This is a genomic window from Bacillus cereus group sp. TH152-1LC, assembly GCF_027710505.1.
GTDB lineage: Bacteria > Bacillota > Bacilli > Bacillales > Bacillaceae_G > Bacillus_A > Bacillus_A mobilis.
Genome location: NZ_JAQFNK010000001.1, coordinates 1,012,200 through 1,025,105, shown reverse-complemented (window position 1 = coordinate 1,025,105; position 12,906 = coordinate 1,012,200). Strand labels below are relative to the sequence as shown.

Genomic DNA, 12,906 nt, shown 5'->3' with positions numbered 1-12,906 from the left:
ATAATTTGTGTAAAAACAAGATTTACAAAAAAGAGTCACTAATAAAGAATATAAAGAATAAAAAAAAGCGTGGAATCACGCTTTTTTGTTTTTATTTTCTTTTCTTTTTAAATAACCTTCTGCTTTTTCTTTTGCCAATCTTAATGTATAGTTCTTTATCTTCAACTTCTTTAAAAATTTTGATTCCTAAGATTGAAATAATTGGTTTTCTATAGATTGCAGGCATATGTATAGTCTCCTTTGAGGTTTTTCATATTCTAATGTATTTTATTGGAAAGTCAAGAAACTTTCAAATTATTTTTATTATTGAAATATATAGATTTCTGAAAAAATAACTTAAAACAATGAAAAGAAATTCAGAAAAGATTTATAGCAATTAATTGCTGATTTGTTTTTAATGTTTAAATTACCTAGCTATCAATAACGCATTGTTGATAGTAAGGTAATTTCGAATTTATAACAAAGAGGATTAAAACTCTATTTTTATAAATCATTTCAGAATGGAATCGAAAAGAAAATTATTATATAAATATAAAAAAGCAGCGTAATTATTGCTCAGCTGCTTTTGATGTGCTTTGGGATTTAACACTATTATTTCTTGTTATAAAGTAATTCTTTTGCATAAATAATGTCATTATCTGTTAGGCTTCTATCATACAGATTATACCTAACGTAGATTTCTATCGCCTCTTGAACTTCTTCGTCTTCATCTTGTATTTTATGTTCCAAGTATCTTGGAACATCTTTGTAATGTATTCTATTGTTTTTACATTCTTCGAAATACTTTTCGGCTAATGATAATTTAGACATTACATGCATTCCTTTCTTTAGATAAGTTGTGTTATGTATTGATATCTTATCAATACATAACACATGGCTCAATATAATTTTGTATGTAATCAAGTACGAAAACTTTTTAACTTCTTATAATGTTTTTCCTCAATGTTAGGTAATAAGTGAACAGGACTATAACCAGTATAAAAAAACTGTTTAACTCTTTTTTATAATCAAAGAAAAAAATAAAGATTGAATACTGTACATACCTGGAATATACTGTGTATATAAACAATCAATAAACAATTTATACTAAAGAAAAATAATATTGTTATAAGGGGAGATTCGATGCCTATTAAAATTACCGTCACAGGAAAACCTGTAGCAATTAGACAAGCAGTTTATCAAAATAATACTGTGGTGTGTTTAGATTTCGAAGAAGGGGGCAGCGTGAATCCTCCAAAAGGATTACCACAAGCTAGTACCTTAACAACTACCGTATTAATGAATCAAAAACAATGGAATAAGCTACTGAAAAGTGTAAAAGAAGCTGGTGAAACAATTAAAACCGCTCATAAGTTTTTAATTCAGGGTGAAATAAATGTAGATTTGCCTATGGATATAGTAGAAGGAGATATGGGCATTACGGCATTCCAAGCTCAGTATCTACCACAGGCAGAAAAATCAAAAGACGAAAAACCTTCTTTAGAAGAAAAGAAGGTGGAGAAAAGCAATAATAGTAAAGAAATTACGATAAAAAACAAGTCTTTTGTTGTCCTAGAAGAAATAGATTTATCATTACAAAATATAAAGATTCCAGAAACTTTTCTTTCTAGAAGCCCGAAACCGGAAAAAGTACAAAATAATATTAAATACTACAAAAGAAACGGGAAGTTTAACGGAGAAGTTGTAGTTATTAAAGAAGAAAGTGATTGGTTATTAATCGATGGCTATGCCAAATATGTAGCTGCTAAAGAAATGAACTTATCAACTTTGAATGTCGCACATATCGATGACGGTAATCCTACTACGACAAAAGAATTAGTCGGCGTTCTATAATTATTTTTTATTGTAAAAGGAAGCACATTCGCTTCCTTTTTTAATTCAAATATTTTTCGTTAATTTTGCTTAATAGACGTAGTATAATAGTTTTGTATGAATAGAAATATACTATTAAAAATACATAAATAACAAAAAGGGGATAATTTACATGGCTTGGAACTATCGAATTGTAAAAAAGAAGCTTACAGAAGATGAAGATACTTTCGATATCTGTGAGGTACACTATAATGAAAAGGGGATTCCGACTTCTTACGCTCCTGGAAAAAATGTATTAAGTCAGGATTCATACGAAGATTTACTTTGGGCACATCAAGAAATCGAAAAGGCTTATAAAGCACCTGTTCTTGAATATATCGAAGGAAAACTAGTAGAGATTTCAACTTGCCCTAAATGCGGAAAAGAAATTGTGTATGACACTATGGATGTAATGGGAGATGGAAATGAAGAAGACTTTGGGAAAACAGTTTTAGCTTGTTCAGAATCCCAAAAATGTGGTTATGTTTCCATTAGACCGGATTATACTAAAAAGAAATAGACCTCTTTAATTTAAAGAGGTTTTTTATACCACATAATTATTTTTGTGTTAGACTATGAAAAAAGAAGGGTTTAAAAGAAATTCATGAAATAAATATATAACTTCTAAAGGGGAGTAGCTTAACACAATAAAGTCGTCATTTCGGGATAGTATCCCCGGCTTTATTGGCAACATTATGTTGTTAGCAAGACCTTTACTGGAGAAATATAGGCTTTAGTACGTAAAGCTTGTATTCCTTCAGTAAAGGTCTTTTGTTTTTTTCAGAATTGCTAAGGCATATTGTTAATTCTTAATTTGTTTTAAAACTACTATTTTATAAAGTACAAGGAGTGATTTTTGATGTTAGAAATGTTTGGACCTGAGTTTTGGACTGCATTATTATCAGTAATTATGATTGATTTAGTTCTTGCAGGAGATAATGCAATTGTTATTGGATTAGCGGCAAGAAAATTACCTGCACAACAACAAAAAAAGGCTATTATTTGGGGAACTGTTGGAGCAATTGTAATTAGAGCAATAGCTACATTAGCCGTAGTCTGGTTGTTAAAAGTTCCTGGTTTGCTTTTAGTAGGTGGTTTGCTATTAATTGGCATCGCGTACAAACTTATTGCCGAAGAAGAAGGTCATGAGGTAAAATCGCAAAATAGTTTCTGGGGAGCCATTAAAACAATTATTATCGCAGATGCATTAATGGGTCTTGATAATGTTCTTGCTGTTGCAGGAGCTGCTCATGGAAGTTTCTTACTTGTTGTTATAGGATTAGTAATTTCTATTCCGATTGTAGTATGGGGAAGCACAATGATTTTAAAACTAATAGAACGTTTTCCGGTTATTAGTAAAATTGGTGCAGCAGTAGTAGCATTTACAGCAACTAAAATGATTGTAGAAGAAAAGTTCTTAAAAGGCTTTTTTGAAGAAAATCCATTATTAAAATGGGTATTATCAGCATTAGTTGTTGTTGGTGTACTTGTAGTAGGAGAGCTTAAAAAGAAATCAAATCAGAAAAAAGAAGAAGAACCACAAGAAATAGCAAAATAAATAATTCTATGATTTAAATCAAATAAAAACAGGCGGTAGTTTTACATAATACCGTCTGTTTTTTCTTTTTATCAATAATACTGCGATAGACTGCCTACTTTTACAATTTAATATTTAAGTTTCTTCCCAATTGAGGATTCAATTCTTCTGGACTTATTAATTGAACTATACCTGCTGCAACAGTCTCTTGAATATCTAACGCTTTTTTTGCAACCAAAACATCTACATTCGCCTGTACTTTCGCCTGTGATAATTGGGTCGCCATATTAGCTACGCCTTCGATTCCCATGTATTCACCTCATTTCTGATATTTTTACCTTCTATAGTAATAAAACGTATCAGGAATAAGTCAACATTATCTTATTTTCTATTTCATTTTGATTTTCTTCCTATTTACTTAACAATAGGGCGATTTACGTGAAGAAGAAAAGTTGTTAAAATGGTAGTAATTAAATCTAAGCTATAGGACTGATTAGCAACCGGTCGTGATTATTTTGTTAATTAAAATTGATGGATTTTTTCATGAAGTTATACTGACAGGTAAAAGGTGTTCTAAACAGCAATTAAAGAAAATGTATCTTCAGACAAATGAATTAACTTATGAAATAAGAGAACTTCCTAATGTATTTTGCAGGATTCATAATTTCGAACAAATAACTTATGACAGCAAGATAGAGGTTGATTTCGTTATAGATACTGATACAGATAGAATATATTCACCCTCTTATTAAGCTAACGGACATGTTAATTCAAAAGACGCACAAAGGGAACAAGAAATTGGTTCCTTTCTTTTTTGTGAAATTATAATAAAACAAAAAATGGAAAAATAATATTTCACAGTATAATCCAAAAAGGAGGTGAGTTTGTGAAAAACAGCTTTTGGATTTCCCTATTTCTATATTTTTTTGTACTTGGCATAGGACTACTGATTCCTGCTAGTGATGGATATAATACAATTGTTTGGAAACTAGTTATCGGTCAAACATTAGCTTTTCCTGTGTTTCTTATTTCCTTATTTACTTTCAAAGTTATTAATCACAAAAAATCGCAGAAAAAAGGTTGAGTCTTAAAGACGCAATCCTTTTTCTGTTGTAATGGCACAGAAACCATCTGCAAGAGATTCTTTGTTATTGAGATTAATAACTATAAAAATTTCCTGAAAACAATTCTTCTCTATACATTGTTATGACTGGTCCATCAAAAGAAACAGGTGGTATTACAATATCGGTTATAAAACCATTTGGGATACGCCCTCGCCATATTGGGTTTTCTTCGTTAGGTTCATTTCTAAAGTCTTTTGAAATGAAATTGATTAAGTAATAAACTTCTTCATCGTTAAATTGTATTTGAGTTTCTTCGAATTTTCCGCTATTTTTAGAAATCCATACTTGGTTTTTCATTATAGATACTACTTTTATTTGATTGTCATCCATAATATTTTGGATTCTTTCAAACGATTTCTTCAATTTCAACACTCCATTCTTTCTTATTAATCTTATTTCTGTATTTTACCGTTATTAAAAAAGCTCATTCTTTTTGAATGAACTTTTTTTGTTGAATTTCTTTGTATTATTACCCGCAGTATTCTTGTAAGTCTGCCAATAGTTTGATATCGAATGAAGTACCATCCTTTAACAACTCAGCCAACTTCTCTTTATCATCAAGAGTTCCGTCCCATTCATAATGGTCATAATGCTCCATTAGTTTCAATGCTAATTCTCGATTTGAATCTGGAGAAATATTGTATTTTAGTTGTACAATATTCTTTTCATTTTTCGTGTATTCGCTTAATTCAGCATCAATATATTTTAATTCATATTTACCTTCTGGTAATGGAGTAATGATAACAAACATGTAATTCGTATCTGAAATTTTAGCACTCCATTTGTTTTTTTCAATCATTTCCCAAGTCATCATTTGATTTTGCATTTTTAAAATCTCCTTTTTGTTTGTATTTTTTTTATATGTTTCTCGGACTCTCTATAATTATAGCAACGATTTTAAAATGTGGTGGAAACTAACGAAGGTTTAATTCATCCATCCAAACAATGACGTCTTTTTCTTTTCCGTCCATTACTTTTACCAATACCGCATTGTCTATTTCGAATTTGGGAAGGAAATCATGCCAAGTGTGTCTATCTTTTAACCATAGTAACAATTGTTCCGCTGTTGCTCCTTCATAATTCCAAACCCTTCTTGCTTGCTGGAGACATACGTATTGGTAACTTTTTTCTTTTTTTGCTGCATCCATTTCGTATAAACTTACAGAAGTACCTTTTTCAATGTCTATTTCTTCTCCAGAATCAAAGGCATATGTTGTAACTTCTATTTTGGTTTTCTTCATGTAATAATCTCCTCATTTATCTCATCTTTATAAACAACTCTTTCATTATAAAGTTTGCTTTTGAAATGTTGTTGTTTTTTCAACAATAAATGAAAAGTGTGCTAGAATTTTAAAAATGCAATTCCAAGGAGGAAACAATTATGAATTTATGCACACACTACAAAAATGAGGAACAATTAAGCTATGCCAAATCTCTTTGCAAAGGACCGTTGGTTTTCCATCACGAAGCGGAAGAATCATATCCTGAAATCGAAATACAAATTAAACGTGTTCTTAAACCGTCATTTGTTAAGGAAGTGTTAGAGCCGGTTCTAAGAAATGCTGGATATAATTCAGATATGGTTGATTTAGAACCTTATGACATTGGAGGGAGAGGTTGCAATGAACTTGTTTTGTTGTTGGATTTTAATTTATTCAATAACGAACAGATTGCCGAGCTAATCTTCATTGTTCAAAATACTGTAGAGCCGTATGCTAGTTTAACCGATGTAAAATGTTAAAGAAAATAAACTCAAAAAAACAGCGTTTGAATTATTCAGAACGCTGTTTTTTTAATTTTTATCGAGAATAACCTCTCCTTAAAAGTAAAGTTATAGGTTGGGGAGGGGATGATGTCACTTATACACGATACATGAAGGAGCAAGAATCACAAAAATATTGGAATTTTAAAAAGATGTTAATATAATATTTTATTATCATCCTATCTGTTTTGTTTTCGAAATAACCATCCTCCAACATTAAGCGGTATGTGCGTTTATTACTGTCTCTCTCAATCCAGTATCGAGTATAAAGATTCCCTAAGACGTAAAGAACATATATGATTGTAAATAATGTTTCTATGAAGCTATTAACTTTAGGTAATTGAAATAAAAAACTATAAAGCCAATAGAGACTAACCAATATTATAAAAGTATTGAAAACATAGTACAAATATTCCCATATTCGGAAGAAACGGACCGATATAGGTTTATTATATTGAAATTGATGAGCATGATGTGCTTCATGCAATGCAATGAATATATGAAATATATTTTTAGAGTTTTCATGATTTTTATATAAATGGATAGTTTTTTCATCAACGCGATACTCTCCACCTGGTTCAGAATAACTGTAATGGACACCAACTTGTATATCCTTTTCTATCAAGAAATCATTCAACACTTCCGATGCCGTCCGCTCCGCATTTGTTTTAAAGCTAATATTTCTAAACAGTGTTTTCGTTATAATTCTATTTGCGTGGGCTATCAGAAACAAAATAATATTCAACAATATGATATAACCTATCAAGGGAGTACCTCCTTATTGTTTGTCTGGAATATGTATAATTATATTCATTCATTTAGTTTTTTCTATATTATTTCCTGATTGTATTTCTTTTTTCAATGTTTTCGATAAGTTATTAGAAATTTCATTTCAAAAAAAGCTTCCTTTCTCATGATGATTTTCTGATTTTACCATAATTTTCTTGTTAAATCAAAAAACATTAAAAACCGTTAAAAAAAATTCGAAAACGGATTACTTTTCATTTTAAAAAATGTACAATAAGTATACTTAAAACAATTGGTTACATACATTTGAAAGGTGTTGATGAAATATGATTTATGGATACACGCTATGGTCAAATGTGTTCACACATATAATGAAGGAATTACCTCATAATTCTATTAAGAATATTTCTGATTATAATCGCATTAAAAGAGATGCTACAAAAGATGACTTCATTTTCTTTTTAGCTCTTGGTCGAGGAGCTCACAAATTACATCAAGAATTTCATGAGAAAAACTTTAATTTGTATCCAAATCCAGATTTCTCTCTTTTTATCGCAAGTCGTATCGAGCACCTTAAAGAAGTGGATAAAATAACACGATTTCCTTTGAAAAGACAGGGGTATAATTCTTTAACAGATGTATCATTCGTTCCGAACTTAAGTGAACAAGTGGTAATGAAGGTTGGGAACTTCCATTGCGGGGAAAACAAATGGCTTCTAAAAAGCGGAACTAAGGTTCCTGTACTAAAATACAAACTTCGAAATGAACCGGTTTTATTTGAAGAGTTTGTTCCAAATGGACGGTCCATTCGAATTGGTATAGTAGGGGACCCTAATAAAGAAGAAAATTTCTTTATTTCAGAACACCAAAATTCAGAGTATGCGAAATACAGCCCTTCTACATCTTGGATTAAAAATATTGCTCCGATTGAAACTACATACCTTTATCATGAAAGAGCCATATTGAATATTCCTGAAATAGATGAGTTAATTGAAGAAACACGTAATATCGCCATTCGTTACAATTCTGATTTAATAGGAATCGATTGGGTTATTTCTGAAGAGAAAATAGGATTACTAGAATTAAATGACATGATTGGGATTCCAGAAGATGAAAGAGTGCTCGACATGTTCCGAAATCATATTCTGCAAATTTGCAAAAAGTATATAGAAAATAATACTTTGTAAAGCAATTTATGGTTTTCATGTATTTAATTTCAAAATCCAGAAAACAAACAGATAAATAATACATAATCAAAGGAGAAATTCAAAATGAATGATGTAAAACCTGTTTCTGTAGCAATCGTTAATGTTGGAAGCGGTGATTGGTCGGGTACTTACGTTGATGGTGAGCTATTTCTTCAAGGGCATAGTCTTTCTGAAAATGATTTTTGTAAATTAATTTCAAAATATCGTTATTTTCATTCTCATATAGAGAAAATAGAATTAACTGATAGACAAATTGAATCATTGGGCTTTTCTCTTCCATGTAATCTAAATGATGTAAGAAACGTATTATAGGTTTGTTAAATGAAATTCAAATATCACATATTTCATTTCTTACGCTCTATAAGAATGTTGCATCTTTCTTCATACATCATAAGGTCGAATCATTCCAAACGAAAAGAGGATAAGGTCATGACGTTTGTTTGGAAAGTGAATGGTATAGGTATGGATGAAGCTGTCATGATTAAAACAGATGGCGAAAATGCGACTCATGCTCTTATCAAAGCAAGAAAAGAAGCCAATAAACGTGGATTACAATGGGATTATATAGAATTATCAATTTAAATATACCGGTCATTCGTAAAAAATAGTGGAAAACTAAACCATTCATTATAATGAGGTGCGAAGATGAGCCAAAAGACTTTGGATGCTTTACAGGACACAATAAATTTATTGATAGAAGTCAGAGATTGGATGTATGTAGTGCCACATGCTAATGCAAGGGGATTTAGTACAAAAAAACATTACTGGTTCAATTACGATGACTTCAAGATGTTCAGAAAACCGGATGAAGTAGGTATAGCTGTAAAAAATGACATAGGGACGTTTGAGCATTTTAGTTACAGTGAATTTTTAGATTTTTTTGAGCGTAAATGACACAAATAAAATCATAACAAATATTAAAATAGAATGTTGCACTATATATTACTGATATCCCATATAAAAACAACTTTTCATAGAAAGAAGGCGCGTTATGGAAACAAAGAAATGTCCAAATTGCAATGATGATGACTATGAAGTTTTATTTCAAGATGGAAATAAAGATATATGGATATGCTTTAATTGTAGATACATACACAAGCGAGGGATGAATGATGAAAAAAGTAACAATTGAAATTACTGAACAAGGATGGAACTTAAAAGCGCAAGTTGGCGATAATGTATATGAAGAAGTTTCTGTTTTAAATCAACCAGGTCATGCCTCGCAAACAAAGGGAGACCTCATGGAAGCTGAATGGATGACAGATGAGTTGTATGAGGCTTTGAATAGTTTCTTTTGCTTTGACGTAGCGAACGCACTGTTGGAAAGCTAAACCGAAATATAGTTTGGATGAAATCATTTATTTACATATGTATCTCATATCAAAATTAGAAAAAAATCATACATAAGTATTATACAAATGTATAAAAAAGGAGTATTGCGAGATGTATACAAAAATTGTAGAATATAAGTCTAGGAGTTTATTTAAAGATTACAATGAACTCAAGCTTATCAAAGAAATTGAATCAAAAACAGACCTGTTTCAGCATATCTTACTAATCAACGAGAAAACATACGTTGTATGTGCTGCTTATCCTAAGGACGGAATCATTGCAGCTGAAGAAATTCATTTAAATGCAAAACCAGAAGATGAGGTAAATAATCATGATGGTTTGAAATGTCCATACTGTAATTATGTGGATTATGACGCATTTGATTTGGAACAGAACGAAGATGAGACAGAGTGCGCAAATTGTAATTCTCAAATCAAATATAAAAGAACAATAATCAAAAACACTCTAGGTGAATGCGAAGAAGTTATATATCATAGTTCGCCAATAGAGTTAAATAAACCAATACATATATAATTGAACGAATACATACATAACCAAATTTTTATAAATACCCCCTACTGAACTTCGTCTGAAGTAGGGGGATTCTTTTGAAAAACGCTAATAGATTTTGTTTTTAAAGGAGAACAAGGAATGAAAAGATATACAATTGATTTTTTATTTTGCGAAGGTAATTTTAGCATGGTTGTAAATACCAATCACATCTTTGAAGTGACATCGGAAGAGGCAAAGAAAAAACTCGCTTCATCATTGGAAGGGAAGATATCAAGATTCTTAAACCCTTATTATGACAAAGCAGAAGACAGAATAATAATTGAAATCATTGATAACGGATTTTTCGATGAAGCCTGGGTGTCTAAGTTCAGCTATTATGACGAAACAAAAGGCGAGTACCTAAATATCGATGGCTTATATCCAGTTCAAAATCCGAAATGTGAAACAATTATTTCAGAGAAAGAGTTTAAAACCCTTATTAAAAACGAATATAAAGGATACTTAGAATCCAAAGAGTGTTTAACATTTGAATCCGTTTCTTATGGAGTCAATTCAGTTCCTCTGAAAACAAAGGAAATGCTACTGAACACTGAAATCGGTGATAGATGGGTCAATATGAATGGGGTAGCCATTGAACACCGAGAAGAAGGCATTCAGTGGGAAACGACGAATCGACCATTTCCACGTAAAATAACGAAAGAAATAGCTAGTTCTGAAATTACAAATATGGAATGGGTATTTCAACCGGGGAAGTACAAAGAATGCCTGTTTTATTTTCAATATTCATCGGATGTAATTGAAGACTGGACGGAATCTGATTGCAAAAAAGAAATACATAGAAATTGGGAATCATTCAACATGGATATGAGCCTAGAAGAGTTCGAAGCTCAATTGCATGATAAAAATTCATACAAAAGCATTATTGCATGACATGCAACAAAATGACATGCAATAGTTTTTTTATTTTCTAGAAAAGGGAGTAAATAAAATGAATTTAGGAATGTGCTGCTATAAAGATTGTACGAATCATGCAACGACAACAGGTTTTATTTACGGACATTTTAAAGATAGTGTTGATAAAAAGGATAAAATGATTGATTTAGTCACTTGTGATAAACATGCAAACGAAAAAGATTTTTATCCTTATGATAAACAAAAGCCTTATTCTATTTTGAATTCAATAGAAAAGGATAATGAAAAATGAAATATTTTGAATTTAACCAACATGAATATTATGCCTTAATTGCGGTATCTGAAAAAGAAGGACGAAATTCATTAGAAAAAGCATATGAAATTTATTTTGAAATCGTAGGTTCTGACAGTGTTCAAGAAGTAAGAGCAGCAGGGGAGCCAGAAGAAATGTCGTTTGCTTATGTATGGTTTAGATGGAAAGCATTAATGAAACGAACAGAAGAATCGCATATACCGGCAGATAAATGGATGCAAGAACTTAGGAAGCATAAAGATGCAGCTGTAATAGTTGATGGCTCATTAGCTTAATAAATTCTTTATTTACATAATTAATTGTTTGATATCGATTCTGAATTTGGTTAAGAGGTGATATTATGTTAGATAAATTCCAAAAAGGGTCTATAAACAAATTACAGATATGTGATGAATTGTTTCATGGGTTAGCGCAGCAATGGAGAGATAGAGTGGAAATTAAAAGGTATGACCAACATTGGTTTGGTATGGGCGGATTCCTAAGACATGGTTATCAAAATACAGAAACCATTATTGTTGAAAAAAGACCTAAGTATGTTAGATAAAATCGTTTTTTTATGAAATATAATAGATTCTGAATTTGTAGAAAAGGTGAATGAATTATGGAAGATGAAATTAAAAAAAGAATAACATATCTTAATACAAGAATAGAAAATCTAGAATCTCGTGAAAAAGAATATAAAGAACCATTAACGAAATTCGGTCACATTGAAGTGGGTAGAATAAGAGGTTCAATCATTTCAAAAGAAATGGAAATCGCTTTTCTTACATCGTTATTGCAAGATGCCATAAAAAAGCCGTTGTTTTAATCGAAAAGGGGAATAAAAAATGAAAAAAGAGATACTTTCTAGCTGTTGTGCATTTGGAAATGACGGAACTGAAAATGTACATGTATTAATGGAAGATTGTCCGATTAAAAGGAAAGATACTGAACGAAAACGCAATAAGTATCTGGCTGTTCCAAAAGGCATGGAAAATCCCGTATTACATGAATGTATGTGTATTTATCGAAGCGGTCTGCATGGTGTACATATGATTAAACCGTGCGAACACTATCAAGGCACTAAAAAGGTTAAAAGAAATAAAAAAACAGAATATAAAGTGCTTTGTGCAGCACTAGAAAATTAAAAAAGCATTATTTGGTCGGGGTGGTTTTATGAAGAAAGAAGATAAAGTGAGCGCTGGATGGTGGGCGTTAGCAATGTCTCTACGGATGCTTGTTAAAAAGGACGGAATAGAGAGGGAAGCAATTGAAAGGAAGATTAAAGAGTTATTAGATTACTTTTATCGCCAACATAGCTCTAAGTAATTTAAACAAACTAGTTATTGTAATAGATTTTTAATTTTGTTACAAAGAGGGATTAAAAATGAAATTCTATGAAGTTGTTCATATCAAATGGAAATTAGGTCATTTAGGTGTAAATAAAAAGGTCTTTAATTGGTTGTATGATTGGAATGAAGAAAACTAAACAAAAGCGTTATTTTGAAGGCGAGAGAAGAATATGAAAAATATTTTATTATATTTTTTTGTTATTACATTATTAATTACAATAAGTTTATGTGCTTTCGATATTATTAATTTGAAAATGTTTATGTCTGCTGTATTGG

At 30.8% G+C, this 12,906-nt stretch carries 25 protein-coding genes; 18 read left to right on the top strand and 7 right to left on the bottom strand.

Annotated elements, in window-relative coordinates; genetic code table 11:
- Positions 1 to 91: 91 nt before the first annotated feature.
- Both PDL00_RS05700 and PDL00_RS05695 read right to left on the bottom strand, forming a co-directional pair.
- Complete coding sequence (locus PDL00_RS05700; RefSeq protein ID WP_270727369.1) at positions 92 to 226, bottom strand: hypothetical protein; 135 nt, start codon at positions 224 to 226, stop codon at positions 92 to 94.
- A gap of 365 nt (positions 227 to 591) precedes the next feature.
- Positions 592 to 810 (bottom strand): hypothetical protein, encoded by a 219-nt coding sequence (locus PDL00_RS05695; protein ID WP_270727367.1) that lies wholly within the window; start codon positions 808 to 810, stop codon positions 592 to 594.
- A 312-nt stretch (positions 811 to 1,122) separates the two neighbouring features.
- On the opposite strand from PDL00_RS05695, the gene PDL00_RS05690 reads away from it, so the two are divergent.
- The 3 genes from PDL00_RS05690 (at position 1,123) to PDL00_RS05680 (ending at position 3,409) form a co-directional block, all read left to right on the top strand.
- Complete coding sequence (locus tag PDL00_RS05690; RefSeq protein ID WP_270727365.1) at positions 1,123 to 1,833, top strand: hypothetical protein; 711 nt, start codon at positions 1,123 to 1,125, stop codon at positions 1,831 to 1,833.
- A 151-nt stretch (positions 1,834 to 1,984) separates the two neighbouring features.
- Positions 1,985 to 2,371: a hypothetical protein gene (locus PDL00_RS05685; RefSeq protein WP_270727363.1), complete on the top strand. Its 387-nt coding sequence runs from the start codon at positions 1,985 to 1,987 to the stop codon at positions 2,369 to 2,371.
- A gap of 339 nt (positions 2,372 to 2,710) precedes the next feature.
- Entirely contained in the window at positions 2,711 to 3,409 is a 699-nt protein-coding gene (locus PDL00_RS05680; protein WP_270727361.1) for a TerC family protein, read from the top strand.
- A 100-nt stretch (positions 3,410 to 3,509) separates the two neighbouring features.
- Here PDL00_RS05680 and PDL00_RS05675 read toward each other — a convergent pair whose 3' ends face one another.
- Positions 3,510 to 3,698, bottom strand: a complete 189-nt coding sequence (locus PDL00_RS05675) for a YjfB family protein (protein ID WP_270727358.1) — start codon at positions 3,696 to 3,698, stop codon at positions 3,510 to 3,512.
- A gap of 576 nt (positions 3,699 to 4,274) precedes the next feature.
- On the opposite strand from PDL00_RS05675, the gene PDL00_RS05670 reads away from it, so the two are divergent.
- Positions 4,275 to 4,472, top strand: a complete 198-nt coding sequence (locus PDL00_RS05670; RefSeq protein WP_442868308.1) for a DUF4017 family protein — start codon at positions 4,275 to 4,277, stop codon at positions 4,470 to 4,472.
- Between the two features lie 73 nt (positions 4,473 to 4,545).
- Here PDL00_RS05670 and PDL00_RS05665 read toward each other — a convergent pair whose 3' ends face one another.
- The 3 genes from PDL00_RS05665 to PDL00_RS05655 all read right to left on the bottom strand — a co-directional run bounded on the left by PDL00_RS05665 (position 4,546) and on the right by PDL00_RS05655 (position 5,753).
- On the bottom strand, positions 4,546 to 4,875 hold the full coding sequence (locus PDL00_RS05665) for a hypothetical protein (RefSeq protein ID WP_270727356.1): 330 nt from the start codon (positions 4,873 to 4,875) through the stop codon (positions 4,546 to 4,548).
- 106 nt (positions 4,876 to 4,981) lie between these two features.
- Positions 4,982 to 5,338, bottom strand: a complete 357-nt coding sequence (locus tag PDL00_RS05660) for a hypothetical protein (RefSeq protein ID WP_270727353.1) — start codon at positions 5,336 to 5,338, stop codon at positions 4,982 to 4,984.
- Positions 5,339 to 5,426: 88 nt separating this feature from the next.
- The gene (locus PDL00_RS05655) at positions 5,427 to 5,753 is read right to left on the bottom strand and encodes a hypothetical protein (protein WP_270727351.1); all 327 of its coding nucleotides are present in this window, start codon (positions 5,751 to 5,753) and stop codon (positions 5,427 to 5,429) included.
- Positions 5,754 to 5,893: 140 nt separating this feature from the next.
- On the opposite strand from PDL00_RS05655, the gene PDL00_RS05650 reads away from it, so the two are divergent.
- Positions 5,894 to 6,253, top strand: coding sequence for a hypothetical protein (locus PDL00_RS05650; RefSeq protein ID WP_270727349.1), 360 nt, complete (start codon positions 5,894 to 5,896; stop codon positions 6,251 to 6,253).
- Between the two features lie 118 nt (positions 6,254 to 6,371).
- Here the strand turns inward: PDL00_RS05650 and PDL00_RS34835 are convergent, their stop codons facing one another.
- Positions 6,372 to 7,019 (bottom strand): zinc metallopeptidase, encoded by a 648-nt coding sequence (locus PDL00_RS34835; protein WP_420107067.1) that lies wholly within the window; start codon positions 7,017 to 7,019, stop codon positions 6,372 to 6,374.
- A gap of 328 nt (positions 7,020 to 7,347) precedes the next feature.
- Between PDL00_RS34835 and PDL00_RS05645 the strand changes: the two genes are divergently transcribed.
- From PDL00_RS05645 to PDL00_RS05585, 13 genes are all read left to right on the top strand, one after another.
- The gene (locus tag PDL00_RS05645) at positions 7,348 to 8,208 is read left to right on the top strand and encodes a hypothetical protein (protein WP_270727348.1); all 861 of its coding nucleotides are present in this window, start codon (positions 7,348 to 7,350) and stop codon (positions 8,206 to 8,208) included.
- A gap of 84 nt (positions 8,209 to 8,292) precedes the next feature.
- Positions 8,293 to 8,541 (top strand): hypothetical protein, encoded by a 249-nt coding sequence (locus tag PDL00_RS05640; protein ID WP_270727345.1) that lies wholly within the window; start codon positions 8,293 to 8,295, stop codon positions 8,539 to 8,541.
- A 117-nt stretch (positions 8,542 to 8,658) separates the two neighbouring features.
- Positions 8,659 to 8,811 (top strand): hypothetical protein, encoded by a 153-nt coding sequence (locus tag PDL00_RS05635; RefSeq protein WP_270727342.1) that lies wholly within the window; start codon positions 8,659 to 8,661, stop codon positions 8,809 to 8,811.
- A gap of 63 nt (positions 8,812 to 8,874) precedes the next feature.
- Positions 8,875 to 9,123: a hypothetical protein gene (locus PDL00_RS05630; protein WP_098517257.1), complete on the top strand. Its 249-nt coding sequence runs from the start codon at positions 8,875 to 8,877 to the stop codon at positions 9,121 to 9,123.
- Between the two features lie 218 nt (positions 9,124 to 9,341).
- Positions 9,342 to 9,560 carry a hypothetical protein gene (locus tag PDL00_RS05625; protein WP_255301913.1) on the top strand — a complete coding sequence of 73 codons (219 nt, stop codon included), beginning with the start codon at positions 9,342 to 9,344 and terminating at the stop codon, positions 9,558 to 9,560.
- Between the two features lie 112 nt (positions 9,561 to 9,672).
- A complete protein-coding gene (locus PDL00_RS05620) occupies positions 9,673 to 10,095 on the top strand; it encodes a hypothetical protein (RefSeq protein WP_270727338.1) in 423 nt (140 codons plus the stop codon).
- Between the two features lie 117 nt (positions 10,096 to 10,212).
- Positions 10,213 to 11,004, top strand: a complete 792-nt coding sequence (locus tag PDL00_RS05615; RefSeq protein ID WP_270727336.1) for a hypothetical protein — start codon at positions 10,213 to 10,215, stop codon at positions 11,002 to 11,004.
- 58 nt (positions 11,005 to 11,062) lie between these two features.
- On the top strand, positions 11,063 to 11,278 hold the full coding sequence (locus tag PDL00_RS05610; RefSeq protein ID WP_270727334.1) for a hypothetical protein: 216 nt from the start codon (positions 11,063 to 11,065) through the stop codon (positions 11,276 to 11,278).
- Positions 11,275 to 11,574, top strand: a complete 300-nt coding sequence (locus PDL00_RS05605) for a hypothetical protein (protein WP_270727331.1) — start codon at positions 11,275 to 11,277, stop codon at positions 11,572 to 11,574. Before PDL00_RS05610 ends, PDL00_RS05605 begins: the two co-directional genes overlap by 4 nt.
- A gap of 65 nt (positions 11,575 to 11,639) precedes the next feature.
- Positions 11,640 to 11,843, top strand: a complete 204-nt coding sequence (locus PDL00_RS05600; protein WP_270727328.1) for a hypothetical protein — start codon at positions 11,640 to 11,642, stop codon at positions 11,841 to 11,843.
- A 57-nt stretch (positions 11,844 to 11,900) separates the two neighbouring features.
- Positions 11,901 to 12,107 carry a hypothetical protein gene (locus PDL00_RS05595; protein WP_270727325.1) on the top strand — a complete coding sequence of 69 codons (207 nt, stop codon included), beginning with the start codon at positions 11,901 to 11,903 and terminating at the stop codon, positions 12,105 to 12,107.
- A gap of 19 nt (positions 12,108 to 12,126) precedes the next feature.
- Positions 12,127 to 12,426, top strand: coding sequence for a hypothetical protein (locus tag PDL00_RS05590; protein WP_270727322.1), 300 nt, complete (start codon positions 12,127 to 12,129; stop codon positions 12,424 to 12,426).
- Between the two features lie 28 nt (positions 12,427 to 12,454).
- A complete protein-coding gene (locus PDL00_RS05585; RefSeq protein WP_270727320.1) occupies positions 12,455 to 12,607 on the top strand; it encodes a hypothetical protein in 153 nt (50 codons plus the stop codon).
- The last annotated feature ends 299 nt before the right edge of the window (positions 12,608 to 12,906 follow it).